This is a genomic window from Pseudoduganella sp. UC29_71 (assembly GCF_042693265.1).
Taxonomy (GTDB): Bacteria; Pseudomonadota; Gammaproteobacteria; order Burkholderiales; family Burkholderiaceae_D; genus Rugamonas.
The window spans coordinates 972,585-997,558 of record NZ_CP170549.1 but is presented as its reverse complement, the minus strand read 5'-3'; the positions used below and the strand labels follow the sequence as shown (position 1 = coordinate 997,558).

At 63.4% G+C, this 24,974-nt stretch carries 16 protein-coding genes and 3 rRNA genes; 10 read left to right on the top strand and 9 right to left on the bottom strand.

Annotated elements, in window-relative coordinates:
• Positions 1-60: 60 nt before the first annotated feature.
• From ACFJI2_RS04400 to ACFJI2_RS04370, 7 genes are read left to right on the top strand one after another with little or no spacing between them, the layout of a single operon-like run.
• Positions 61-1,881, top strand: a complete 1,821-nt coding sequence (locus ACFJI2_RS04400) for a methyl-accepting chemotaxis protein (RefSeq protein WP_377703907.1) — start codon at positions 61-63, stop codon at positions 1,879-1,881.
• Between the two features lie 9 nt (positions 1,882-1,890).
• Entirely contained in the window at positions 1,891-2,355 is a 465-nt protein-coding gene (locus tag ACFJI2_RS04395; protein WP_377703906.1) for a chemotaxis protein CheW, read from the top strand.
• Positions 2,352-3,722 (top strand): CheR family methyltransferase, encoded by a 1,371-nt coding sequence (locus ACFJI2_RS04390; protein ID WP_377703905.1) that lies wholly within the window; start codon positions 2,352-2,354, stop codon positions 3,720-3,722. Before ACFJI2_RS04395 ends, ACFJI2_RS04390 begins: the two co-directional genes overlap by 4 nt.
• A complete protein-coding gene (locus ACFJI2_RS04385) occupies positions 3,719-4,402 on the top strand; it encodes a chemotaxis protein CheW (protein WP_377703904.1) in 684 nt (227 codons plus the stop codon). The genes ACFJI2_RS04390 and ACFJI2_RS04385 overlap by 4 nt, the downstream gene beginning before the upstream one ends.
• The gene (locus ACFJI2_RS04380; RefSeq protein WP_377703903.1) at positions 4,399-6,813 is read left to right on the top strand and encodes a response regulator; all 2,415 of its coding nucleotides are present in this window, start codon (positions 4,399-4,401) and stop codon (positions 6,811-6,813) included. Before ACFJI2_RS04385 ends, ACFJI2_RS04380 begins: the two co-directional genes overlap by 4 nt.
• A complete protein-coding gene (cheB, locus tag ACFJI2_RS04375; protein ID WP_377703902.1) occupies positions 6,810-7,835 on the top strand; it encodes a chemotaxis-specific protein-glutamate methyltransferase CheB in 1,026 nt (341 codons plus the stop codon). Before ACFJI2_RS04380 ends, cheB begins: the two co-directional genes overlap by 4 nt.
• A gap of 17 nt (positions 7,836-7,852) precedes the next feature.
• Positions 7,853-8,884, top strand: coding sequence for a diguanylate cyclase (locus ACFJI2_RS04370; RefSeq protein ID WP_377703901.1), 1,032 nt, complete (start codon positions 7,853-7,855; stop codon positions 8,882-8,884).
• Positions 8,885-8,932: 48 nt separating this feature from the next.
• On the opposite strand, the gene murB is transcribed toward ACFJI2_RS04370, so the two are convergent.
• Positions 8,933-9,961 (bottom strand): UDP-N-acetylmuramate dehydrogenase, encoded by a 1,029-nt coding sequence (gene murB, locus ACFJI2_RS04365; protein WP_377703900.1) that lies wholly within the window; start codon positions 9,959-9,961, stop codon positions 8,933-8,935.
• A gap of 153 nt (positions 9,962-10,114) precedes the next feature.
• On the opposite strand from murB, the gene ACFJI2_RS04360 reads away from it, so the two are divergent.
• Both ACFJI2_RS04360 and ACFJI2_RS04355 read left to right on the top strand, forming a co-directional pair.
• Positions 10,115-10,600 (top strand): YajQ family cyclic di-GMP-binding protein, encoded by a 486-nt coding sequence (locus tag ACFJI2_RS04360; RefSeq protein WP_025595779.1) that lies wholly within the window; start codon positions 10,115-10,117, stop codon positions 10,598-10,600.
• A 106-nt stretch (positions 10,601-10,706) separates the two neighbouring features.
• Complete coding sequence (locus ACFJI2_RS04355; protein WP_377703899.1) at positions 10,707-11,966, top strand: nitronate monooxygenase; 1,260 nt, start codon at positions 10,707-10,709, stop codon at positions 11,964-11,966.
• Between the two features lie 96 nt (positions 11,967-12,062).
• On the opposite strand, the gene ACFJI2_RS04350 is transcribed toward ACFJI2_RS04355, so the two are convergent.
• From ACFJI2_RS04350 to ACFJI2_RS04330, 5 genes are all read right to left on the bottom strand, one after another.
• A complete protein-coding gene (locus ACFJI2_RS04350; RefSeq protein WP_377703898.1) occupies positions 12,063-13,001 on the bottom strand; it encodes an exopolyphosphatase in 939 nt (312 codons plus the stop codon).
• Positions 13,002-13,064: 63 nt separating this feature from the next.
• Positions 13,065-13,823 (bottom strand): phosphatase PAP2 family protein, encoded by a 759-nt coding sequence (locus ACFJI2_RS04345; RefSeq protein WP_377703897.1) that lies wholly within the window; start codon positions 13,821-13,823, stop codon positions 13,065-13,067.
• Complete coding sequence (locus ACFJI2_RS04340) at positions 13,804-15,441, bottom strand: phosphoethanolamine transferase (RefSeq protein ID WP_377703896.1); 1,638 nt, start codon at positions 15,439-15,441, stop codon at positions 13,804-13,806. Before ACFJI2_RS04340 ends, ACFJI2_RS04345 begins: the two co-directional genes overlap by 20 nt.
• 98 nt (positions 15,442-15,539) lie before the next feature.
• The gene (locus ACFJI2_RS04335; RefSeq protein ID WP_377703895.1) at positions 15,540-16,793 is read right to left on the bottom strand and encodes a sensor histidine kinase; all 1,254 of its coding nucleotides are present in this window, start codon (positions 16,791-16,793) and stop codon (positions 15,540-15,542) included.
• Entirely contained in the window at positions 16,780-17,469 is a 690-nt protein-coding gene (locus tag ACFJI2_RS04330; protein ID WP_025595952.1) for a response regulator, read from the bottom strand. The genes ACFJI2_RS04335 and ACFJI2_RS04330 overlap by 14 nt, the downstream gene beginning before the upstream one ends.
• Positions 17,470-17,608: 139 nt before the next feature.
• Between ACFJI2_RS04330 and ACFJI2_RS04325 the strand changes: the two genes are divergently transcribed.
• Positions 17,609-19,924 (top strand): alpha-amylase family glycosyl hydrolase, encoded by a 2,316-nt coding sequence (locus ACFJI2_RS04325; RefSeq protein WP_377703894.1) that lies wholly within the window; start codon positions 17,609-17,611, stop codon positions 19,922-19,924.
• 72 nt (positions 19,925-19,996) lie between these two features.
• On the opposite strand, the gene rrf is transcribed toward ACFJI2_RS04325, so the two are convergent.
• The 3 genes from rrf to ACFJI2_RS04310 form a co-directional block, all read right to left on the bottom strand.
• Positions 19,997-20,109, bottom strand: a 5S ribosomal RNA gene (gene rrf / locus ACFJI2_RS04320).
• Between the two features lie 133 nt (positions 20,110-20,242).
• Positions 20,243-23,116: ribosomal RNA gene (locus ACFJI2_RS04315) — 23S ribosomal RNA — on the bottom strand.
• Between the two features lie 200 nt (positions 23,117-23,316).
• A 16S ribosomal RNA gene (locus tag ACFJI2_RS04310) occupies positions 23,317-24,847 on the bottom strand.
• Together the 16S, 23S and 5S rRNA genes form the textbook arrangement of a ribosomal RNA operon.
• Between the last annotated feature and the right edge of the window lie 127 nt (positions 24,848-24,974).

The window sequence follows — 24,974 nt, the reverse complement described above, 5'->3', positions numbered from 1 at the left end:
CCGCCATGCCGGCCACGCCCATGGCAGAATGGCACATTGCGACCGGAATATGGAGATCATATGCTCAAAGACCTGAGTATCAAGAAGAAACTCTACTTTGGCTTTGGCGGCATACTCGCCATCATCACGCTGCTGCTGCTGGTGGCCTACAACAACTTCACCCGCCTGTCCGAAGCAAACGGCTGGGACAGGCACACGATGGACGTGCTGCTCTCGATTGACCGCGTCAGCAACGACATCCTGGAAGTGCAGGCGGAAACGCGCGGCTACTACCTGACCGGCGACGCGGCGCGCGCCGCGCGCATCAAGGGCGAACTGGAGGACGTGGCGGCATCGCTGCGAAAGGCGCAGGAGCTCACGCGCGACAATCCATCCCAGCAAGCGCGCCTGAGCAAGGTGCGGACCCATATCGACACATGGGCCAAGACCGTCATCGAGCCGCAGGTGGCGCGCCGCCAGCAGCTGGGCGACACGCCCGGCGCGGCCGACGCCATCGGACGCGCGCCCGACTCCCAGCTCAAGCAAGGCAGTCCGCTGATCACGTCCATCCACGACGAACTGGAAGCCGCTTCGGCCGACGAGAGCCGCATGCTGGCGGCGCGTTCGCAAGCCTCCAGCGATTTGCAGCGCTCCATGCTGGTGGTGCTGGTGGCGGGCGGCGCGGGATGCATCGTACTCGGCCTGCTGATCGCCTACTTCCTGTCGCAGGCGCTGATGGCGCCGTTGACCAATCTGACGCAGGCCGTGGGCCGCATCGCCGCCGGCGAGCAGTCGGCGCGCGCCGCCGTCATCTCGCGCGACGAACTGGGCCAGGTCACCACGGAATTCAACCGCATGGCGCAAGCGATGCAGGACAGCCAGGCCAAGGAACTGGCCGGCACCAACCTGCTCAAGGCCAAGGTCGATTCGCTGCTGGAGGTGGTGTCCAAGGCTGCCTCGGGCGACCTGACCGGCCAGGTGATGGTAGGCGGCAGCGACGCCATCGGCCAGCTGGGCCAAGGCCTGTCGAAGATGTTCGATAACCTGCGGGCACTGCTCAACAATATCCAGAAAGCCGGCATCCAGGTCACCACCTCGGCCACCGAGATCGCCGCCTCGGCCAAGCAGCAGGAAGCCACCGGCGTGGAGCAGGCGCAGACCAGCGTGGAGGTGCTCAGCACCACCAAGGAAATCTCGTCCAACACCTCGCAGCTGCTGCAGACCATGCAAGGCGCCACCGCCGTGGCCGACTACACCACCAGCGCCACCGCCGAAGCGCAGGACAACCTGAAGCGCATGGACGAGACCATGCAGCACATGGTGTCGGCCACCGACTCCATCAGCGCCAAGCTGGCCGCGCTGTCGGAAAAGGCGTCCAACATCAACAGCGTGCTCACCACCATCACCAAGGTAGCCGACCAGACCAACATCCTGTCGCTGAACGCGGCCATCGAGGCCGAGAAGGCCGGCGAGGCCGGACGCGGCTTCTCGGTGGTGGCCACCGAGATCCGCCGCCTGGCCGACCAGACTTCGGTGTCCACCTGGGACATCGAACAGATGCTCAAGGAAATGCAGTCGGCCGTCTCGGCCAGCGTGATGGGCATGGACAAATTCTCCGAAGAGGTGCGCCGCAGCGTGAACGAAGTGCGCCAGGTGACGGACCAGCTGTCCGGCGTGATGGACCAGGTGCAGAAGCTGGCGCCGCAGTTCGACGCCGTGCTGCAGGGGATGCAGTCGCAGGCCGTGGGCGCGCAGCAGATCACCGCCACCATGATGCAGCTGAACGACGCCACCCAGCAAACGGTGGAGTCGCTGAAAGCCACCAGCGAGGCGGTGCACCAGCTGCAGTATGCGGCCGGCGACCTGCAGGCCAGCGTGTCCAACTTCGCCGTGTCGGTGTAAGGCGCGGCCATGAAGCTGCTGGTATTCCACATCGGCCAGGACCGCTACGGCCTGCGCCTGGGCGCGGTGCAGCGCGTGCTGCCGCTGCTGGACCTGAAGCGCCTGCCGCTGGCGCCGCCCGCCGTGGCGGGGCTGATGAACCTGCACGGCCGCAGCGTGCCGGTGATCGACCTGGCGCGCCTGGGCGGCGGTGCCGCCAGCGCGGAGCACGTGGACACGCGCATCGTGCTGGTGGACTACACCACGCCGGAAGGCGATGTGCATACGCTCGGCCTGCTGGCCGAACGCGTGCTGGGCGTGCAGGACGTGGCCGAGCGTGCGCTGGCTGACAGCGGCGTGCAGGCGGCGCCCTTCCTGGGCGACGTGGCGGGCGACAGCGCCGGCATCGTGCAGCTGGTGGAGCCTGAGCGCCTGCTGCCGCCCGATTTGCGCGCAGCGCTGTTCCAGGCCTCCGCAGGGGCCTCCGCGCCATGAGAGCCCAGGCCATGCTGCGCCGGGTGACCGGCCTGACTGTCTCCAGGGCGGCGGCGGACCGCGCCATCCGCGAGCGCATGGACATCACGGGGGAGGTCAATCGCGAACACTACCTGGCCAACCTGACGCCGGCCGAACTGACGGAGCTGGTGGAGCTGGTGGTGGTGCCGGAATCGTGGCTGTTCCGCGATGCGCAGGCTTTCAGCGTGGCGGTGGAGTTCGTTCAGGCCAGGCTGGCCCTCGGCGCTGGCAGCGCAGGCAGGGCCGCCCGCGCCGTGCGTCCGGTGCGCATCCTGTCGGTGCCATGCGCGGGCGGCGAGGAACCCTACTCCATGGCCATGGCGCTGTGCGACGCCGGCGTGCCGCGCAGCGCCTTCTCCATCGACGCCTATGACCTGAGCCCCGGCTGCGTGGCGCGCGCGCGCGCCGGCGTGTACGGCCGCAACGCCTTCCGCGCGCAAGACCTGGCATTCCGCGAGCGCTACTTCACCAGCATCGGCAACGACGAATACCTGATCGACGCGGCGCTGCGCGAGCAGGTGCGCTTCAACCAGGGCAACCTGCTGGAACTCGACGCGCACGGCCGCCGCTACGACATCATCTTTTGCCGCAACCTGCTGATCTACTTCGACAAGCCCACCACCAAGGCCGCCATCGAACGCCTGTCCGCGCTGCTGGCCGACGACGGCATCCTGTTGGCGGGCTACGCGGAAGTGCCATCGTTCACGCAGCACGGCTTCACGCCGCTGCCGCACCGGCAAGCCTTCGCCCTGAAAAAAGACGCGGCGCCCGAGCCCGCGCCGCCGGCGCCACCGTTGGCCGCCATGCCCCGCGCCTCGGCCGGCCGGCGCGCGGCCGGCCACGCCGCTGCGCAAGCCCCGGCACAAGCGGCGCCGAGGGCCGCCGCCCGTACGCCGGCCAGGGCCGCCCCTTCGCCCGCCGCGCCCACCACGCCCACCACGACGGCGGCACCGGGAGCAGCGGCTGCTCCCGGTGCATCCGCTGCTCCCGCTGCACGTGCCCCTGCTCCCGCCGCGCTGCTGTCGCAGGCACGCGATCTGGCCGACCGCGGCAAGAACAAGGAAGCCATCGCCGCCTGCCAGGCCGTGCTGGCGGCCGCCCCGGAAAGCGCCGAAGCCTATTTCATCCTCGGCATGCTGAGCGAGCACGCCGGCCAGGCCGCGCAAGCCGAAACGCACTGGCGCCGCTGCATCTACCTGCAGCCCGACCACTATGAAGCGCTGTGCCACCTGGCACTGCTGGCCGAGCAGACCGGCGACAGCGGCGGCGCCGCCACGCTCAAGGCCCGCGCCGCGCGCATCTTCCAGCGCCGGCAAAAATCTAGCCCCCTGAGAGCTGAACCATGATGACCATCGCCGAACAATCCATCCAGGACATCCACGATTGCTGGAACCGCATCGGCGTGTCCGGCGACCATAGCTGCGACAAGCTGCAGCAGTTCGTCCACTGCCGCAACTGCGACGTCTATGCCGCCGCCGCCCAGCGCAACCTGCAGCGCCCGGTGGACGCGGCCTACAAGCAGGAATGGGCCGCCCACTTCCGCCAGCCCGAGGACGACCGCGCGCAGCTCGACAGTTCCTGCATGGTGTTCCGCATCGGCAGCGAATGGCTGTCGCTGCCCACGTCCGTGTTCCTGTCGGTGGCGCCGCAAGCCGCGCCGCACCGCCTGCCGCACCGCAACGCGCGCGGCCTGGCGGGCGTGGTCAACGTGGCCGGCAAGCTCCATCCCTGCATCTCGCTGGCGGCCTTGCTGGACGTGGATGAATCGGAGGGCGTGACGCGCACCGGCCGCCATACCTTTGCGCGCCTGCTGCTGGTTCAGTGGGAAGGCCAGTCCTACGCGCTGCCGGTGGCCGACCTGCATGGTATATTGCGCTACGCGTCCACCGCCGTGCAGGCACCCGCCGCCACCATCAACAAGGGCTTGTCGCGCTACCTGACCGGCGTGATCAGCCACGACGGCATGCAGATCGGCTGCCTCGATGCCGGCCTGCTCGGCTACCAACTCGCAAGGACGCTACGATGAGCCAGGACAATAACGGCGACCTGAGCCAATTTTCCATGCAGGAGCTGTTCCGCATGGAAGCGGACACGCAAACGGTGATCCTGACCGACGGCCTGCTGGCCATGGAGCGCCACGGCGGCGACGCCGGCGCGGTGGAGCCGATGATGCGCGCGGCCCACTCGATCAAGGGTGCGGCGGCCATCGTCGGGCTGGACGTCGTGGTGCAGCTGGCGCACGGCATGGAAGACGCCTTCATCGCCGCCCAGCACGGCAAGCTCAAACTCACGCCCAACCGCGTGGACGTGCTGCTGGCTGGCGTGGACCTGATCCTGCAGGTGTCGCGCCTGGACGACAATGGCGTGACGCCCTGGCTGGCCGCCAACGGCGCGCAGATCAGGAAGACCATGGACAGCATTGCGGGCATCGCCTACCTGCCCGAGCCGGTGGCCAGCTACGCTGCCCCGGCCGCCGCCGCGCCCCTCCCGGCCCCCACGGCCGCCGAGACAGCCGCCCCGACAGCCGCTGCGACGCCGCCCGACATTGCCGCGCTGCTGGCCGGGATGGCGGAAGGCGAAGCCCTGGCAAGCGCCCTGTCCGGCGCCGATGCGGCCGTCCCGGTTGCGCCCGATGCGTTCATCACGGCAGCCGCTCCTGCGGAGCCGGAAGACACTGCCGCCGCCCCCGGCGCGCGCATCATGGCCCCCATGAAGTCCGTGCAGAACTTCGACCGCCTGCTGTCGCTGGCCAGCGAATCGCGCATCAATGCGCACCAGATGCACCCCATGCTGCAGGCCATGCAGCGCTTCAAGCGCAACCAGGCCAGCCTGTTCACGGTGATCGAACAGCTGCACGAAGCCGTCTCCGGCAGCGCCGACGCGGGCCTCAAGGAGAAATCGCTGCTCGCCCTGCAAAAGACCCAGCCGCTCAAGCAATTCGTGCTGGAACAGATTGTCGACTTCGAAAACTGGGAACGCCGCCTGCTCACCGTGTCGCAGAACATGGTGGACGAGGTGCTGGCCCTGCGCATGCGCCCCTTCCGCGACGGCGTGCAGCACTTCCCGCGCATGGTGCGCGACCTGGCGCGCAGCCTGGGCAAGGACGTCCAGCTGCGCATCGACGGCGAAGACACGCTGGTCGACCGCGACATCCTGGCCAGGATCGAAAGCCCGCTCAACCACATTCTGCGCAACGCCATCGACCACGGCATGGAGCCGCCCGCCGAGCGCGTGGCGCTGGGTAAGCCGGCCAGCGGCTCCATCGTGCTCGAGGCGCGCCACCGTGCCGGCATGCTCAGCATCGAAATCAGCGACGACGGGCGCGGCGTGGACCTGGAAAAGATCCGCAGCACCGTGGCCGCGCGCAAGATGGCCAGCGCCAGCATGGCCGCCGCCATGTCGCAGGCCGAGCTGCTCGAATTCCTGTTCCTGCCCGCCTTCAGCCTGAAGGAAAGCACCACCGAGATCTCCGGGCGCGGCGTGGGCCTGGACATCGTGCACGACGTGATCCGCCAGCAGAACGGCACCGTGCGCCTGGAGTCCGAGCAGGGCCGGGGCTTCCGCAGCTACATCACGCTGCCGCTGACGCAATCGATCGTGCGCGCGCTGGTGGTGGACATCAAGGGCGAAGCCTATGCCATCCCCATCGTCAAGGTGGAGCGCGTGATCAAGGTGCCGCAGGCCGACATCCACACGCTGGAGAACAAGCAGTTCTTCGACCACGGCGGCGAGCACCTGGGACTGGTGTCGGCGGCACAGGTGCTGGAACTGGGCGACAGCAGCGCCACCGAAGCCGAGCTGCCGGTGGTGCTGATCGGCGCCGGCGCGCGCCGCTACGCCATGGTGGTGGACGCCATACGCGGCGAGCAAAGCCTGGCGGTGCAGGCCATCGACCCGATCTTCGGCAAGATGCGCGACATCTCGGCCGCCGCCCTGCTCGACGACGGCGAGCCGGTGCTGATCCTGGACGTGCCGGACCTGCTGCTGTCGATCGACAAGCTGCTGCACGAAGGCGGCCTGCACCAGCTGGCGCGCGGCAACCGCGGCGAAAAGCGCCGCATGAAGCGCATACTGGTGGTGGACGATTCGCTCACGGTGCGCGAAATGGAGCGCAAGCTGCTGGTCGGACGCGGCTTCGAGGTCGATATCGCCATCGACGGCATCGACGGCTGGAACGTGGTGCGCAGCGGCGACTATGACCTGGTCATCACCGACGTGGACATGCCGCGCATGGACGGCATCGAACTGGTCAACCTGATCAAGAAGGACCTGCACTTGCACAAACTGCCCGTCATGATCGTGTCCTACAAGGACCGCCCGGAAGACCGGGCGCGCGGCATGTCCGCCGGGGCCGACTATTATCTGACCAAGGGCAGCTTCCACGACGAGACCCTGCTCGACGCCGTGGCCGACCTGATAGGGGACGCGCACAAATGAAAATCGCCATCGCCAACGATGTCGCCATGGCCGCCGAAGCACTGCGCCGCGTGGTGGCCAGCACCGCCGAGCACCAGGTGCTGTGGATCGCCCGCACCGGCGTGGAGGCGGTGCGCATGTGCGCCGAGAACCGGCCCGACCTGGTGCTGATGGACCTGAACATGCCCGAGCTGGACGGCGTGGAGGCGACCCGCCAGATCATGGAGCAAAGCCCGTGCGCCATCCTGGTGGTGACCGGGCGGCCGCAGGACAACGTCAACCAGGTGTTCCGCGCGCTGGGCGCGGGCGCGCTGGACGTGACGGCCACGCCCATGCTGCAGGGGAAAGCCGACGGCGCCGCCGAGCTGCTGGCCAAGATCAAGACCATGGACAAGCTGATACGCCACAGCGGCGGCAGCCAGGCCATGCAGCCGCGCAGCAGCAGCGCCCCGCCCGAGCGCAAGGAAGCGCCGGCCACCCGGCTGGTGGCCATCGGCGCCTCCACCGGCGGGCCGCTGGCCGTGTCCAAGATCCTGGCCGGCTGGCTGCCGCCGCCCGGCTGCGCCATCGTGGTGGTGCAGCACATCGACGAGAACTTCGCCGAACACTTCGCCAAATGGCTGGGCGAACAGCTGCAAATGCCGGTGCGCGCCATCGAGCACGGCGACGAGCTGGCCCCCGGCACGGTGCTAATTGCCAAGAGCAACGACCATTTGGTACTGGATAAAGACTACCGGCTAGGTTACGATGCCACACCGAAGGACTATGCCTACCGGCCTTCGGTCGACGTGTTTTTCCGCTGCGTGGCGCAGCACTGGCGCGGCGAGGCGGTGGGCGTGCTGCTGACCGGCATGGGTCGCGACGGCGCCGAGGGCTTGCTGGCCATGCGCCGCGCCGGCCATACCACCATCGCGCAGGACCAGGCCAGCAGCGCGGTGTACGGGATGCCGCGCGCGGCGGCCGAGTTGGATGCAGCGCAATTGGTGCTGCCGTTAGACAAGATTGGCCCCATGCTGCGCAGCGTCACCGGCAGCCGGGGCTAGCAACCAAGAGAGCATCAATGTCCGAAAGCTTTTCCGTTCCAGCCGAACTGGAACCGGCCCGCACCGCCTTCAAGGTGCGCGTCCTGCTGGTGGACGACCAGCTGATCATCGTGGAAGCGGTACGCCGCATGTTGAGCGACCAGCCCGACATCGAGTTCCACCACGTGACCGACGCCGCGCTGGCGCAGCAGACCGCCGCGCTGCTGCAGCCCACCGTGATCCTGCAGGACCTGGTGATGCCCTCGGTGGACGGCTTCGCGCTGATCCAGGCCTACCGCGCCGACGAACTGACGCGCAATGTGCCGGTGATCGTGCTGTCGGCCAAGGAAGACCCCAAGCTCAAGGCACACAGCTTCGCCATGGGCGCCAACGACTACATCGTCAAGCTGCCGGACAAGCTGGAACTGCTGGCGCGCGTGCGCTACCACTCGGCTGGCCACATCAGCCGCCTGCAGCGCGACCAGGCCTTCCGCTTCCTGCGCGAGAGCCAGAAGCACCTGGCCGACGCCAACATCGAGCTGCAAAAACTGGCCGCGCTGGACGGCCTGACCGGCATTGCCAACCGGCGCCGCTTCGACGAGACCATGAAGGTGGAATGGCAGCGCGGCCAGCGCGAGCGCCAGCCGCTGTCGCTGCTGATGTGCGACGTGGACTGCTTCAAGATCTACAACGACACCTTCGGCCACCTGTCCGGCGACTTGTGCCTGAAGAAGACGGCGGCCGTGCTGACCGAGCACCTGAAGCGCCCGGCCGACCTGGCGGCGCGCTACGGGGGCGAGGAATTCGCCATCCTGCTGCCGGACACCCGGCTCGAAGGCGCGCTCGCGCTGGCCGAATCCTGTGTCGAGCACCTGGCCCGGCTGGGCATCGACAACCCGGACGCCAAGCCGCACGGCGTGGTGACGATGTCGGTCGGCGTGGCCTGCGTGCTGCCGTCGCCGCATTCTTCCATCGAGGAGCTGATCGGCAGCGCGGACCGCGCGCTGTACGCGGCCAAGAGCGGCGGACGCAACCGCGCGGTCGCAGCGCCGTCCACGGTGCAAGCGTAATCGGCGGCCGGCGGCCGGGCGGCTTGGGCGCCGCGGCGCCAACCCGCGCTACACGAACACCGGCTCGGGCTCGAGCAGCACGCCGTAGCGGGCTTGCACGTCGTCCTGGATGGCTTGCGCCAGGCGCTGCACGTCGGCGCCGCTGGCGCCGCCGCGGTTCACCAGCACCAGCGCCTGTTTTTCATACACGCCCGCCGCGCCCAGGCTGCGGCCCTTCCAGCCGCACTGGTCGATCAGCCAGCCGGCGGCCAGCTTTTCGCTGCCGTCGGCCTGCCGGTGGTGCACCAGGGCCGGGAACTGCGCCAGCAATCGCGCGCACTGTTCGCCGCTCACCACCGGATTCTTGAAGAAGCTGCCCGCGTTGCCGATGTCGGCCGGGTCGGGCAGCTTGCGGCGCCGCACGGCGATCACCGTGTCGGCCACCTGCTGCGCGCTGGGCGTACCGATGCCCTGTTCGGCCACCGCCTGCGCCAGCTCGGCATAGCGCAAATTCGGCTGCCAGGCGCGCGGCAGCGCGAACGTCACATCCACGATGATCAAGCCGCGCCCGGCTTCCTGCTTGAACACGCTGTCGCGGTAGCCGAAGCGGCAGTCGGCCGCGTCCATCGTGCGCAGCGCGCCGCTGGCCGGGTCGTAGGCCGTCAGGCTGTGGAAATAGTCCTTGGTCTCGGCGCCGTATGCCCCGATGTTCTGGATCGGCGCCGCCCCCACCGTGCCGGGGATCAGCGACAGGTTTTCCAGTCCGTCCATGCCGTGCGACAGGGTCCACTGCACAAACTGGTGCCAGTTCTCGCCGGCCGCCGCGCGCACATGGTGGTGCGTGGCGGTGCCGGCCAGCACTTCCCTGCCGTGGATGGCGATGTGCAGCACCAGGCCCGGGAAGTCGCCCGTCAGCAGCAGGTTGCTGCCGCCGCCGAGCACCAGGCGCGGCAGCGCGGCCAGCGCCGGATCGGCCAGCGCCGCCTGCAGCTGGCCGGCCGAGGCCACCCGCAAATAGGTGGCGGCCTGGGCGTCGATGCCGAAAGTGTTAAGCGCGCGCAGGGAGTAGTTGTGGCAGAGGGGCAGGTTCGGGTGCATGGCTGGGTCGATTTTTTGGTCGATTATAGTGTGAAAGTGGGAAAATCGCGTCAAAAACGACCGAGCGTTTGGTCCGTTGTCCGTTAAAATGGCACATCTTTTTACGCGGCGCCGCGCCATGCGGCGCCACCGCACTAATTAAAGGAAAGCAACATGCCGTCGTTTGATGTAGTCTCCGAAGCCGATATGATCGAAGTGCGCAATGCCGTCGACCAGGCAAAGAAAGAAATCACCACCCGTTTCGACTTCAAGGGCAGCAGCGCGAATGTCGAACAAAAGGAAGCCGAACTGACCGCCTACGCGGATTCGGATTTCCAGCTGACCCAGGTCAAGGACGTGCTGATCAACAAGCTGGGCAAGCGCAACGTGGACGTGCGCTTCCTGGACGAGGGCAAGATCGAAAAGATCGGCGGCGACAAGGTCAAGCAGGTCATCAAGATCAAGAACGGCCTGGAAACCGAGGCGGCCAAGAAGATCACCCGCATCATCAAGGACAGCAAGATGAAGGTGCAGGCCAGCATCCAGGGCGAATCGGTGCGCGTGACCGGCGCCAAGCGCGACGACCTGCAGGCGGCCATGGCCATGCTGCGCAAGGAAGTCAAGGACACCCCGCTGGAATTCAACAACTTCCGCGACTAAGCCCCGCTTCGGCACCCGCAAGCATCCCTATCCCGACCCGGTGCGCCCAGGCGCGCCCTGCCGCCGGCCGCTTTGGCACGGCGGCGCCACGTAGTTAAGGACTGTAATGAAACGAGTAGACGACTTCCGCCTGCGCTTTGGCGACAAGGAATATGTACCCATCATGATAGGCGGCATGGGCGTGGATATTTCCACGTCCGAGCTGGCGCTGGAGGCGGCCCGCCTGGGCGGCATCGGCCATATTTCGGACGCCATGGTGGAAGACGTATCGGACCGCAAGTTCGACACCACCTTCGTCAAGGACAAGACCAAGCTCTACAAGTACAACATCTTTAACATGGACAAGGCCGTGGTGCAGTTCGACCTCGAGCGCCTGGCCGACGCGCAGCGCCGCCACATCGGCGCCACCATGGCGGCGAAGAATGGCCCCGGCCTGATCTTCGTGAACTGCATGGAAAAGCTGACCATGAACGGCCCGAAAGAGACGCTGCGCACGCGCCTGAACGCGGCGCTGGACGCCGGCATCGACGGCATCACGCTGTCGGCCGGCCTGCACTTCGGCTCCTTCGCGCTGATGGCCGACAATCCGCGCTTCCGCGAAGCCAAGCTGGGCATCATCGTGTCCTCCGTGCGCGCGCTGCAGATCTTCCTGCGCAAGAACGCCAAGCTGAACCGTGCGCCGGACTACGTCATCGTCGAAGGCCCGCTGGCCGGCGGCCACCTCGGCTTCGGCATGGAAGACTGGAAGGACTACGACCTGCACACCATCGTGGCCGAGATCCTGGCTTACCTGAAGGCGGAAAACCTGGACATCCCCGTCATCGCGGCGGGCGGCGTGTTCACCGGCAGCGATGCCGTGTCCTTCCTGGAAGCGGGCGCGGCCGGCGTGCAGGTGGCTACCCGCTTCACGGTGACCAAGGAATGCGGCCTGCCGGACGACGTCAAGCAGGAGTACTTCAAGGCCGAGGAAGAGGACATCATCGTCAACGGCGTGTCGCCGACCGGCTACCCGATGCGCATGCTGAAGAACACGCCGGCCATCGGCGCCGGCATCCGCCCGGGCTGCGAATCCTACGGCTACCTGCTGGACGCCACCGGCAACTGCGCCTACATCAACTCCTACAATCGCGAAGTGGTCGCCAACGGCGGCAGCGACAAGGGCATTTCGGTGATGGACAAGACCTGCCTGTGCACCCACATGCGCAACTTCAACTGCTGGACCTGCGGCCACTACACCTACCGCCTGAAGGACACCACGCACAAGAAGGCGGACGGCAGCTACCAGCTGCTCACCGCCGAGCATGTGTTCAAGGACTACCAGTTCAGCGTGGACAACCAGGTCGCGCTGCCGGAAAAAGAAGGCTGAACAGGGGCCGCATGCAGCGGCGGGTTACGCTGCGCTAACCCGCCCTACAGTACCGACCTCTGGTAGGGCGGGTTAGCGTAGCGTAACCCGCCGAACTCAGCCCTCGTGCGTAATGCGCGTGATCAGCGCGCCCAGCACCTCGTCCGCGCGTTCATTGTCCACCTGGCAGGTGCCGGCGTTCTCGTGCCCGCCGCCCCCGTATTCCAGCATCAGCGCGCCAATATTGGTCTTCGAGGTCCGGTTCAGGATCGACTTCCCGGTGGCAAACACCGTGTTCTGGTTCTTCAGCCCCCACAGCACGTGGATCGAGATATTCGTCTCCGGGAACATGGCGTAGATGATGAAGCGGTTGCCGGCGTAGATGGTTTCCTCGCCGCGCAAGTCCAGCACCACCAGGTTCTGATGGATGGTGGAACAGCGCTTGATCTGGTCCTTGCACTTCTCGCTGTGCTCGAAGTACAGCTCCTTGCGCTCCTTCACGTCCGGCAGTTCCATGATCTGTTCGATCGTATGGTTCTTGCAGTAGTCGATCAGGTCCATCATCAGGTTGTAGTTCGAAATGCGGAACTCGCGGAAGCGGCCCAGGCCGGTGCGCGCGTCCATCAGGAAATTCAGCAAATCCCAGCCTTGCGGATTGAGCACTTCCTCGCGGTTGAACTGGGCCGAGTCGCCCTTGTCCACCGCCGCCATCATGCCGTCCCACGAGGCCGGGAAAGCCTTCAGGCCGCCGTAGTAGTCGTACACGACGCGCGCGGCAGACGGCGCCTCCGGGTGGATGATGTGGTTACCGCGCTCGCCGCTGTTGCGGATGGTTTCCGACAGGTGGTGGTCGAATGCCAGGTGCGCGCCCGCCACGTAGGGCAGATTGGTCGTGATGTCCTTGTCACTGATCGCTATCTTCCCGTCCTGCATGTCCTTGGGGTGGACAAACAGGATATCGTCGATCATGTCCAGGTGTTTCAGGAGCACAGCGCATACCAGGCCGTCAAAGTCGCTGCGGGTTACGAGGCGAAATTTTTTTGCTTCAGCTGACATGGGATACCTTTTCGTTGAGTGACATGATGAATAATACAACTCAACTCCCAGGCTTGCCCAGTATTATGCGGAGGCCCTCGCGGCAGCGGTTTCGGTCCTGGCGGCGCGCAGCGCCTTGTGCGCGGCCAGCAACGCGGCCAACGCCGCGCACGCTATCCACATGGACCACAGCGTATGGGTGAGGAAATGGGCGCCGCGCATCTGTTGCATCCAGCCCACGACGGCGCCGAAACCCAGCGCAGCCAGCGCCACGTCGGCCGCCTTGCGCGGGTCGTGCGGCAGCCAGAACACCGCCAGCCCCACCAGCCACAGCGCGCTGGACGCATGGCCGCCGGGCAGGCAGTGGCCCGCCTCGACCCAGCGCGGCATGTGCTCCAGCAGCCGGTAGTACGGTTGGTAGCCGCCGTAGCGCTCCAGCTCCCACGGGCAATGCGAGCGGCTGGCGCGTTTCAGCATGGAAGTGACGAGTGGGATCAGGACCACGCACAGCGACAGCAGCCGCACACGCAGCCGCCACCAGGCCGGCAGCCCGCCGCCCGCCTGCCGGCGCCGCGCCAGCCCGTCCCAGGCGCAGGCCGCCAGCGGCACCGCGCCCAGCAGCGTCAGCGCGGTTTTCAGGATGCCGTGGCCGAAGCGCTCGGTCAGCCAGGCGTGCTCCCAGGGGAACTCGTGGACATGGAAGTCGAACATCAGGTCGGCGAGGAACAGGTCCACGCTGCCCATGCCCAGCAGCAGGATCACGGCCGCCGCGCCCGCCAGCAGCCATGCCGCCCGCCGCAGCGCAGGCCAGCTAACCAGTCCGCTATCCATGGGTGCAGGCATTGAACATGTCCAGTGCAGGGTTATAGACGGCCGTGCTCACGTCCAGCATGCCCAGCACCGAATGAAACACATTGTCGTGCGAAAAGGGCTGGCTGGAACGCGCGGCCAGGCAGCGGCGGTCGATCTTGAAGCGCTCGGCATAATGGTCCGAGAACCACAGCATGAACGGCACACGGCGCTGCTCGGGCGGCGAAATGATGTAGGGCGCGCCGTGCAGGTACATATTCTTCTCGCCCAGCGATTCGCCGTGGTCGGAGAAGTACATCATGCCGGTGTCCACGTTGTCGTCGACGCTGCTCTGCTGCAGCAGCTTGATCACGCGGTCGAGGAAGTAGTCGGTGTACAGGATGGTGTTGTCGTAGGCCGCCACGATCTGCTCCTGGGTGCATTTCTCCAGCTCGTTGGTGGCGCACACCGGACCGAACTTGGCGAAGGCGGCCGGGTAGCGCTTCCAGTACGCCGGGCCGTGGCTGCCCTTCTGGTGCAGCACGATGACCAGGTCGTTCTTTGCCGCGCGGATCAGCTCGGGCAGGCGCTCCAGCAGCTTCTCGTCATAGCACTCCTCGCTGTTGCACAGCGGGTCACCCGCCACCGGCTCGGACCAGTCCTCGTATTCGACGCGGGCGCAAGTGCCCTTGCAGCCGGAATTATTGTCGCGCCACAGCACGTCGAAGCCGGCGTGCTTGAGCACGTCCAGCAAGCCTTCCTGGCCTTGCGCACGGGTGTCGGAATAGTTCTCGCGGCCCAGCGCCGAGAAGACGCAGGGCACGGACACGGCGGTGGCCGTGCCGCATGAGGATACATTGCTGAAATTGATCAGCCCCGGCTGCTGCGACAGCAGCGGATTGGTGTTGCGCCCATACTGGTTGAGGGAAAAATTCATGGCGCGCGCGGTCTCGCCCACCACCAGCACGGTGACGGTGCGGTGCCGCTCGCCGGCCCAGGTCACGCCCTTGGCGGCGTCGCGTCCCAGCGGCGCCACCACCAGCGGCTTGGCCCATTTCTGCTTGAGGAAACTGTTGGTGGCCTGGATGTAGTTGGTGGGCGTGAGCAGGAAGCGCAGCTCGCGGTGCTCGCGCACGGCCGGCGCGTAGCTCTTGAAGAACAGCAGCAGGATGCCGGCCGCCAGCAGCAGCGAACCGGCCACGATGCTGGCATTGGTCAGCAAGTGGCGGCCGCGCGGCGCGAAGGTCAGCCTGGTGCGCGCCACCAGCACGGCGGGCAGCACACCCAGCAAGCCTATGGTCAGCAGCATCTTCAGGCTCAGCAGTTCACCGGCCTCGCGCACGTCCGTTTCCACCACGTTCTGTATCATGGCCTTGTCGATCTGCGTGCCGTACTGGTTCATGAAATAGGTGGCCGCCGAGGTGGCCAGCAGCAGCACGATCACGACCGGCTTGATGACGAAACGGAAATTGACCAGGCTCAGGCAAGCGTTGAAGGTCAGCACCAGTAGCAGGAAGGTGGCGGCCAGCAGCGGCAAGTTGCCCAGGCTGAAGCCCCCGGTAGCAAACAGGAAGCGTTGCCAGAAGCTGTAGTTGTAGGCGGCCACCAGAAAAACGGACGCAGCCAGGGTGAACAGGGGCGCGCTCAGGCGCGGAGCAAATTTGACGGTCACAAGGTTTTCCAGGCTGCAATGGCTTTCATACGATGCCACTATAGCCAGCAGCCGGTCAAGGCCGCGTCAACCGCGCGTTAGGAAAGCGTTAACGCACCCTAATCGGCCCCAACTTCAGCGAAGCGGATTATAAAAATGCTGCCGCCGCCGGGTCGGTCTTCGAGTGCCAGGCTAGCACCCAGATAGCCGCAGATGCGGCGCACCAGCGCCAGGCCCAGGCCGGTGCCGGCCGAGCCGCTGCCCCCGCCCGCTGGTATTCCGCCCTGCCCTTGCAGCGCCGCGCGCACGGCGGCCGGCAGGCCCGGGCCGGTGTCCTCCACGCTGACGCAGCGCGGCCCCATGCGCACGGTGACCGTGCCGCTGTCGGTGTACTGGCAGGCGTTGCGCACCAGGTTGCCGATGGCGCTGATGCACAGCTCGCGCGGGGCGCGTACGGCGAAGCTGGCGCCGTCGGCGCCGGCGTCGAACAGCAGCTGCACGGGCCGCGCCGCCACCAGGTGCTGGTAGCGCTCCGTTTCGCCGCGCGCCACCTGGCCGATGTCGACCTGCGCCTGCTCGTCCAGCTGCGGCGCGCGCGCCAGCAGCAGCAATACCGTCACGCACTCGGCCGCCTCCTGCGCGGCGCGGTAGATGCGCGCCGCCTGCGCATAGCCGGCGCTGCCCTCGCCGTGCGCCATGATCACTTCGGCCGCGCCCATGATGACGGTCAGCGGGCTGCGCAATTCGTGGCTGACGTCGCCGGTGAAGAAACGTTCGCGCTCAAGCACGTCGCGCAGCTGCGCGGTATGGGCGGCGAAGGCGCGCGCCAGCACGCCCAGCTCGTCCTCGCGCTCCTGCAGCGGCAGGTTGGGACTATCGGCCCGCACCGCCTCGGCCATGTCCATGATGGGCGCGACCAGCCTGCGCGCCACGTAGCCGCCCAGGAAGTAGGAAAACAGAAGGAAGCCGAGAAAACCGATCGCGAATACCGAATACACCACCAGTTCGACTTTTTCGTAGTCGCTTTCATGGTCCACCGCCACGTAGTCGCCCATCGCATCGTGCCCGGCCAGGATGTGCAGGCCGACGCCGTCCACGGTCTTCTCCTGCACGCCGGGCGGCAGGCCGCGCAGCGATAGCGGGATATCGGCATCGCGATGGAAGCTGAGCCCGGCCGGCATCTCCACCGGCAAGTTGCCGGCCTGGCGCGGCGCGGCCCACGCCGCCACTTCGCGCAGCCGGTTGTCGACCAGGTGCTTCTCGATGCCTTCCACCGCAAAGGCGGCGATCAGCGCGAAGAACAGTACAAAGCCGAAGGAATACAAGGTGTATGCGACGACGATATGCCGCCGCAGGGAATTAGACACCGTCATCGTGGCTCACCAGTTTATAACCGATGCCGGGCACGGTGCGCAGCATGGAGAAGGAAAAGGGCTTGTCCAGTGCCTGCCGCAGCGCATGCAAATGGGTACGCAGGGCGTCGCTGTCGGGGCGGTCCTCGCCCCATACTTCCTGCTCCAACGTTTCGCGCGGCACCAGGCGCGGCGCCTCGCGCATCAGGCAGCGCAGCAGCACATAGCCAGTCTTGGTCAGGACCAGCGGCCGGCCGGCGCGCGTGGCGGTATAGGTGCTGGTGTCGAAGCTCAGCTCGCCCACCCGCAGCACCGACGACGCCCCATGGCCGCCCTTGGCGCGCCGCACCAGCGCCTTCAGGCGCACTTCCAGCTCCACCAGCGAGAACGGTTTGACCAGGTAATCGTCGGCGCCGGCGTCGAAGCCGGCCACCTTGTCGGCCAGCGTGTCGCGCGCGGTCAGCATCAGCACCGGCGTGGCATCGTTCAGTTCGCTGCGCAGCTTCTGGCACAACTCCACGCCGTTCAGGCCGGGCAGCATCACGTCCAGCACCACCGCGTCGTACTGGTGCTGGCTGGCCAGGCCCAGGCCGGCGTAGCCGTTGACGGCCGAATCGAGCACATAGCCCTTCGGTTCAAAAAATTCGTAGAGATTGGCGACAATGTCGGGATTGTCTTCGATGATGAGCAGGCGCATGCAGCTATTCTAACTTCCACGTTGGATGTAATTGAACTACAACACAGTTTTAGACTGTCGTTGACGGTTCCAGTATACGGGCGTACATTTTTACAGCCGCACAGTAGTAAAAGTACACATTAAAAACAACGGAGACTTTATGACACTACGCCGCACCACAAGCGCCGCCCTGGCCGCGCTTGCGTTTTCCGCCCTGGCCGCCGCCGTCCCGGCCCCGGCCTGCGCCGCCATCAACGCCAGCCAGCTCGGCGCCGCCTATGATGCCGGGAAAACCAGCATCAACTTCCGCCTCTATTCCAGCCGCGCCACGCGCATCGAGCTCTACCTGTACAGCACCGCCACCGGGACCCAGGAGAAGGCGCGCCTGGTGCTGACCAAGGGCAGCGGCGATATCTGGAGCGCCAACGTCACTGCCACCGCGCTGGCCGGCTACGGCATCACCGGCACCGTCTACTACGGCTACCGGGCCTGGGGACCGAACTGGCCTTACAACGCGGCCTGGACCAAGGGCTCGGCCACCGGCTTCATCAGCGACGTGGACGCCGCCGGCAACCGTTTCAACCCGAACAAGTTGCTGAGCGACCCGTACGCGCGCGAGCTGAGCCACGATCCGACCACGCCCAGCATGACCAACGGCACCATCTACGCCAGCGGCGCACTGTACCGCAACGTGGACAGCGGCGCCTCGGCGCCGAAAGGCATGGTGCTGGCCGGCGACACGCAGTCCATCGGCACCAAGCCCACCCGCGCGCTAAAGGACGACATCGTCTACGAAGCCCATGTACGGGGCCTGACCATGAACGATACCGGCATCGCGTCGGCCTACCGCGGCACCTATAAAGGCGCGGGCCTGAAAGCGGCCTACCTGGCCAGCCTGGGCATCACCGCCATCGAGTTCCTGCCGGTGCAGGAAACCCAGAACGACACCAACGACGTCGACGCCGCCAGCACCACCGGCGACAACTACTGGGGCTACATGACGCTGAACTATTTCGCGCCCGACCGCCGCTATGCCGCCGACAAGACGCCTGGCGGCCCCACGCGCGAGTTCAAGGAGATGGTGAAAGCCTTCCACGACCAAGGCATCAAGGTGCTGATCGACGTGGTCTACAACCACACCGGCGAAGGCGGCGCATGGAACGCGGGCGACACCGGCACCTACAACGTGCAAAGCATGCGCGGCCTGGACAATCCCACCTACTACTCGCTCACCAGCGATATGCAATCATCGTGGGACAACACCGGCGTAGGCGGCAACTACAACACCCGCAACACCATTGCGCAAAACCTGATCGTCGATTCCCTGGCTTACTGGCGCGACACGCTGGGCGTGGACGGCTACCGCTTCGACCTCGCTTCCGTGCTGGGCAACACCTGCGAGCACGGCTGCTACAACTTCCTGAAGACCGACAGCGGCAACGCACTGAACCGCATCGTGACCGAATTGCCGCCGCGTCCAGCTGCAGGCGGCAGCGGCGTCGACCTGATCGCCGAACCCTGGGCCATCGGCGGCAACTCCTACCAGGTCGGTGGCTTCCCGGCCGGCTGGTCCGAATGGAACGGCCTGTACCGCGACGTGCTCCGCCAAAGCCAGAACAAGCTCGGCTCGGTAGACGTCACCACCGGCACCATGGCCACCCGCTTCGCCGGCTCCAGCGACCTGTATGGCGATGACGGCCGCAAACCGTGGAATTCCGTCAACTTCATCACCGCGCACGACGGCTTTACGCTGAAGGACCTGTACAGCTGCAACAGCAAGAACAACACCCAGGCCTGGCCCTACGGCGCGAGCGATGGCGGCGAGGACAATAACAACAGCTGGGACCAGGGCGGCATCGCGTCCGATCAGCGCAAGGCGGCGCGCAACGGCTTGGCACTGATGATGCTGTCCGGCGGGGTGCCGATGATGGTGGGCGGTGACGAGGCGCTGCGCAGCATCAACTGCAACAACAACCCCTACAACCTCGATTCGAGCGCCAACTGGCAGGGCTGGAGCTGGACCACGGACCAGAGCAACTTCCAGAACTTCAGCAAGGGCATGATCGCCTTCCGCAAAGCCCATCCGGCGCTGCGCCCGGCAAATTTCTATTCGAGCGCGGACAACAACGGCAACGTGATGGAACAGCTGCGCTGGTTCAAGCCCAACGGCCAGGTGGCGGACGCCAGCTACTTCAACGACACCGCCAACCACGCCATAGCCTGGCGCATCGACGGCAGCGAGTTCGGCGACAGCGCGTCGGCCATCTACGTGGCGTACAACGCATGGAGCGCGCAGGTCAACTTCGTGCTGCCGTGGCCGGGCACGGGCAAGACCTGGTACCGGGTGACGGATACCTGCGGCTGGGCCGAAGGCGCCACGCAGGTGCGTGCGCCCGGCAGCGAAGACGTGATCGGCGGTGAAAACACGTCCTACGGCCTATGTGGGCGCGGCGCACTGGTGCTGATCGCCAAGTAAGCCCGCAAGGTTTAGCGGAAAAAAGCAAAAACCCCCGCCAGCTTTCGCCAACGGGGGTTTTCTATATAACTAGCCTGACGATAACCTACTTTCACACTGGTTGCAGCACTATCATCGGCGCAAAATCGTTTCACGGTCCTGTTCGGGATGGGAAGGGGTGGGACCGATTTGCTATGGTCATCAGGCTTTGACTTGTCAGCTTTGCGGCGCTTGGGCGCCGCAACAGCAAAATTTGGAAGAATTCAGATTTATTAGTAGCGATTGCGTATCAACTACGCACAACATGCGCACTTCTCGCCTACAACTTATCAATGTTATAGGGACAAGCCTTACGGGCAATTAGTACTGGTTAGCTTAATGCATTACTGCACTTCCACACCCAGCCTATCAACGTCCTGGTCTCGAACGACCCTTCAAGGAGCTTAAAGCTCCGGGAAATCTCATCTCAAGGCAAGTTTCCCGCTTAGATGCTTTCAGCGGTTATCTCTTCCGAACTTAGCTACCCGGCAATGCCACTGGCGTGACAACCGGTACACCAGAGGTTCGTCCACTCCGGTCCTCTCGTACTAGGAGCAGCCCCCTTCAAATTTCCAACGCCCACGGCAGATAGGGACCAAACTGTCTCACGACGTTTTAAACCCAGCTCACGTACCACTTTAAATGGCGAACAGCCATACCCTTGGGACCGGCTACAGCCCCAGGATGTGATGAGCCGACATCGAGGTGCCAAACTCCCCCGTCGATATGAACTCTTGGGAGGAATCAGCCTGTTATCCCCAGAGTACCTTTTATCCGTTGAGCGATGGCCCTTCCATACAGAACCACCGGATCACTATGTCCTACTTTCGTACCTGCTCGACTTGTCGGTCTCGCAGTTAAGCACGCTTATGCCATTGCACTATTAGCACGATGTCCGACCGTACCTAGCGTACCTTCGAACTCCTCCGTTACACTTTAGGAGGAGACCGCCCCAGTCAAACTGCCTACCATGCACTGTCCCCGATCCGGATCACGGACCAAGGTTAGAACCTCAAACAAACCAGGGTGGTATTTCAAGGTTGGCTCCACGAGAACTGGCGTCCCCGCTTCAAAGCCTCCCACCTATCCTACACAGATTGGTTCAAAGTCCAATGCAAAGCTACAGTAAAGGTTCATGGGGTCTTTCCGTCTAGCCGCGGGTAGATTGCATCATCACAAACACTTCAACTTCGCTGAGTCTCGGGAGGAGACAGTGTGGCCATCGTTACGCCATTCGTGCAGGTCGGAACTTACCCGACAAGGAATTTCGCTACCTTAGGACCGTTATAGTTACGGCCGCCGTTTACTGGGACTTCAATCAAGAGCTTGCACCCCATCATTTAATCTTCCAGCACCGGGCAGGCGTCACACCCTATACGTCCACTTTCGTGTTTGCAGAGTGCTGTGTTTTTATTAAACAGTCGCAGCCACCAGTTTATTGCAACCCTTTCGCCCTACTGAAGTAAATCAGCCAAGCTACCGGGGCGTACCTTTTCCCGAAGTTACGGTACCAATTTGCCGAGTTCCTTCTCCCGAGTTCTCTCAAGCGCCTTAGAATACTCATCTCGCCCACCTGTGTCGGTTTGCGGTACGGTCTCGTATGACTGAAGCTTAGAGGCTTTTCTTGGAACCACTTCCGATTGCTACGCGGACAAGTCCGCTCGTCCCGCTCCCTTGAATTACGTGCCCGGATTTGCCTAAGCACCTTCTATGAAGCAGAAACTGACTATTCCAACAGTCAGACAACCTTCCGCGATCCGTCCCCCCATCGCATCATACGACGGTGCAGGAATATTAACCTGCTTCCCATCAGCTACGCATCTCTGCCTCGCCTTAGGGGCCGACTCACCCTGCTCCGATGAACGTTGAACAGGAAACCTTGGGCTTACGGCGTGGGGGCTTTTCACCCCCATTATCGCTACTCATGTCAGCATTCGCACTTCTGATACCTCCAGCATCCTTTACAAGACACCTTCGCAGGCTTACAGAACGCTCTCCTACCATATCCTTGCGGATATCCGCAGCTTCGGTGACTGGCTTAGCCCCGTTACATCTTCCGCGCAGGACGACTCGATCAGTGAGCTATTACGCTTTCTTTAAATGATGGCTGCTTCTAAGCCAACATCCTGACTGTTTTAGCCTTCCCACTTCGTTTTCCACTTAGCCAATCTTTGGGACCTTAGCTGGCGGTCTGGGTTGTTTCCCTCTTGACGCCGGACGTTAGCACCCGACGTCTGTCTCCCAAGCTCGCACTCATCGGTATTCGGAGTTTGCAATGGTTTGGTAAGTCGCGATGACCCCCTAGCCATAACAGTGCTCTACCCCCGATGGTGATACTTGAGGCACTACCTAAATAGTTTTCGGAGAGAACCAGCTATTTCCAAGTTTGTTTAGCCTTTCACCCCTACCCACAGCTCATCCCCTAATTTTTCAACATTAGTGGGTTCGGTCCTCCAGTGCGTGTTACCGCACCTTCAACCTGGCCATGGGTAGATCACTTGGTTTCGGGTCTACACCCAGCGACTGGCGCCCTGTTCGGACTCGATTTCTCTACGGCTCCCCAATCTGGTTAACCTTGCCACTGAATGTAAGTCGCTGACCCATTATACAAAAGGTACGCAGTCACGGAACAAGTCCGCTCCTACTGTTTGTATGCACACGGTTTCAGGATCTATTTCACTCCCCTCCCGGGGTTCTTTTCGCCTTTCCCTCACGGTACTGGTTCACTATCGGTCGATTACGAGTATTTAGCCTTGGAGGATGGTCCCCCCATCTTCAGACAGGATTTCTCGTGTCCCCGCCCTACTTGTCGCATACTTAGTTCCACACGTCGCATTTCGTGTACGGGGCTATCACCCGCTATGGCCGCCATTTCCAGGGCGTTCCACTATGCGTCATGCTAAATCATGCAGGCTCATCCCATTTCGCTCGCCACTACTTTGGGAATCTCGGTTGATTTATTTTCCTGCAGCTACTTAGATGTTTCAGTTCGCCGCGTTCGCTTTGCATGCCTATGTATTCAGCATGCAATGACCTATAAGGCCGGGTTTCCCCATTCGGAAATCCTCGGATCAAAGCTCGTTTGTCAGCTCCCCGAGGCTTATCGCAGACTTCTACGTCCTTCATCGCCTGTAATCGCCAAGGCATCCACCATGTGCACTTATTCACTTGTCCCTATAACATTGATTCCTTGCGACTAACAAAGAACCGCTATAAAGCAAGAAGTACTACGTTGTTGCGTTTGTTGATACATACAATCACTACCCTCGTTCAATCTTGCGATCAAACGAAAATAATAAATCTTTACTTCTTCCAAATTGTTAAAGAACGAAACAATCGATAAGTGTGAGCGCTTGGCGTGGTGCCTACTCTAGAAAGGAGGTGATCCAGCCGCACCTTCCGATACGGCTACCTTGTTACGACTTCACCCCAGTCACGAATCCTACCGTGGTAAGCGCCCTCCTTGCGGTTAAGCTACCTACTTCTGGTAAAACCCGCTCCCATGGTGTGACGGGCGGTGTGTACAAGACCCGGGAACGTATTCACCGCGACATGCTGATCCGCGATTACTAGCGATTCCAACTTCATGCAGTCGAGTTGCAGACTACAATCCGGACTACGATACACTTTCTGGGATTAGCTCCCCCTCGCGGGTTGGCGGCCCTCTGTATGTACCATTGTATGACGTGTGAAGCCCTACCCATAAGGGCCATGAGGACTTGACGTCATCCCCACCTTCCTCCGGTTTGTCACCGGCAGTCTCATTAGAGTGCCCTTTCGTAGCAACTAATGACAAGGGTTGCGCTCGTTGCGGGACTTAACCCAACATCTCACGACACGAGCTGACGACAGCCATGCAGCACCTGTGTGAAGGTTCCCTTTCGGGCACTCCCCGATCTCTCGGGGATTCCTTCCATGTCAAGGGTAGGTAAGGTTTTTCGCGTTGCATCGAATTAATCCACATCATCCACCGCTTGTGCGGGTCCCCGTCAATTCCTTTGAGTTTTAATCTTGCGACCGTACTCCCCAGGCGGTCTACTTCACGCGTTAGCTGCGTTACCAAGTCAATTAAGACCCGACAACTAGTAGACATCGTTTAGGGCGTGGACTACCAGGGTATCTAATCCTGTTTGCTCCCCACGCTTTCGTGCATGAGCGTCAATCTTGACCCAGGGGGCTGCCTTCGCCATCGGTGTTCCTCCACATCTCTACGCATTTCACTGCTACACGTGGAATTCTACCCCCCTCTGCCAGATTCTAGCCTTGCAGTCTCCATCGCCATTCCCAGGTTGAGCCCGGGGATTTCACGACAGACTTACAAAACCGCCTGCGCACGCTTTACGCCCAGTAATTCCGATTAACGCTTGCACCCTACGTATTACCGCGGCTGCTGGCACGTAGTTAGCCGGTGCTTATTCTTCAGGTACCGTCATTAGCTCCGGATATTAGCCGAAACCGTTTCTTCCCTGACAAAAGAGCTTTACAACCCGAAGGCCTTCTTCACTCACGCGGCATTGCTGGATCAGGCTTGCGCCCATTGTCCAAAATTCCCCACTGCTGCCTCCCGTAGGAGTCTGGACCGTGTCTCAGTTCCAGTGTGGCTGGTCGTCCTCTCAGACCAGCTACTGATCGATGCCTTGGTAGGCCTTTACCCTACCAACTAGCTAATCAGATATCGGCCGCTCCAGGAGCACAAGGCCTTGCGGTCCCCTGCTTTCATCCTTGGATCGTATGCGGTATTAGCGTAACTTTCGCTACGTTATCCCCCACTCTTGGGTACGTTCCGATATATTACTCACCCGTTCGCCACTCGTCAGCGGAGCAAGCTCCCTGCTACCGTTCGACTTGCATGTGTAAAGCATGCCGCCAGCGTTCAATCTGAGCCAGGATCAAACTCTTCAGTTCAATCTCTGTTTAAAGTCATTGCTGACTTGGTCGCTCTTCAAAATAACTGACGATTCCATCTTTCGATGGTCACGTTTGTTTTTCGTTGAGCGTTTAATAATTTGAGTTTCACAGCTTGCGCTGCGGG

What these genes read in the sequence shown, in the direction of transcription:
- ACFJI2_RS04355 (WP_377703899.1), top strand. Translation starts at nt 10,707, where the DNA reads ATGAAACGAGTAGACGACTTCCGCCTGCGCTTTGGCGACAAGGAATAT.
- ACFJI2_RS04335 (WP_377703895.1), bottom strand. Translation starts at nt 16,793, where the DNA reads ATGACGGTGTCTAATTCCCTGCGGCGGCATATCGTCGTCGCATACACC.
- ACFJI2_RS04395 (WP_377703906.1), top strand. Translation starts at nt 1,891, where the DNA reads ATGAAGCTGCTGGTATTCCACATCGGCCAGGACCGCTACGGCCTGCGC.
- ACFJI2_RS04360 (WP_025595779.1), top strand. Translation starts at nt 10,115, where the DNA reads ATGCCGTCGTTTGATGTAGTCTCCGAAGCCGATATGATCGAAGTGCGC.
- ACFJI2_RS04370 (WP_377703901.1), top strand. Translation starts at nt 7,853, where the DNA reads ATGTCCGAAAGCTTTTCCGTTCCAGCCGAACTGGAACCGGCCCGCACC.
- ACFJI2_RS04380 (WP_377703903.1), top strand. Translation starts at nt 4,399, where the DNA reads ATGAGCCAGGACAATAACGGCGACCTGAGCCAATTTTCCATGCAGGAG.
- ACFJI2_RS04350 (WP_377703898.1), bottom strand. Translation starts at nt 13,001, where the DNA reads ATGTCAGCTGAAGCAAAAAAATTTCGCCTCGTAACCCGCAGCGACTTT.
- murB (WP_377703900.1), bottom strand. Translation starts at nt 9,961, where the DNA reads ATGCACCCGAACCTGCCCCTCTGCCACAACTACTCCCTGCGCGCGCTT.
- cheB (WP_377703902.1), top strand. Translation starts at nt 6,810, where the DNA reads ATGAAAATCGCCATCGCCAACGATGTCGCCATGGCCGCCGAAGCACTG.
- ACFJI2_RS04390 (WP_377703905.1), top strand. Translation starts at nt 2,352, where the DNA reads ATGAGAGCCCAGGCCATGCTGCGCCGGGTGACCGGCCTGACTGTCTCC.
- ACFJI2_RS04345 (WP_377703897.1), bottom strand. Translation starts at nt 13,823, where the DNA reads ATGCCTGCACCCATGGATAGCGGACTGGTTAGCTGGCCTGCGCTGCGG.
- ACFJI2_RS04385 (WP_377703904.1), top strand. Translation starts at nt 3,719, where the DNA reads ATGATGACCATCGCCGAACAATCCATCCAGGACATCCACGATTGCTGG.
- ACFJI2_RS04330 (WP_025595952.1), bottom strand. Translation starts at nt 17,469, where the DNA reads ATGCGCCTGCTCATCATCGAAGACAATCCCGACATTGTCGCCAATCTC.
- ACFJI2_RS04400 (WP_377703907.1), top strand. Translation starts at nt 61, where the DNA reads ATGCTCAAAGACCTGAGTATCAAGAAGAAACTCTACTTTGGCTTTGGC.
- ACFJI2_RS04325 (WP_377703894.1), top strand. Translation starts at nt 17,609, where the DNA reads ATGACACTACGCCGCACCACAAGCGCCGCCCTGGCCGCGCTTGCGTTT.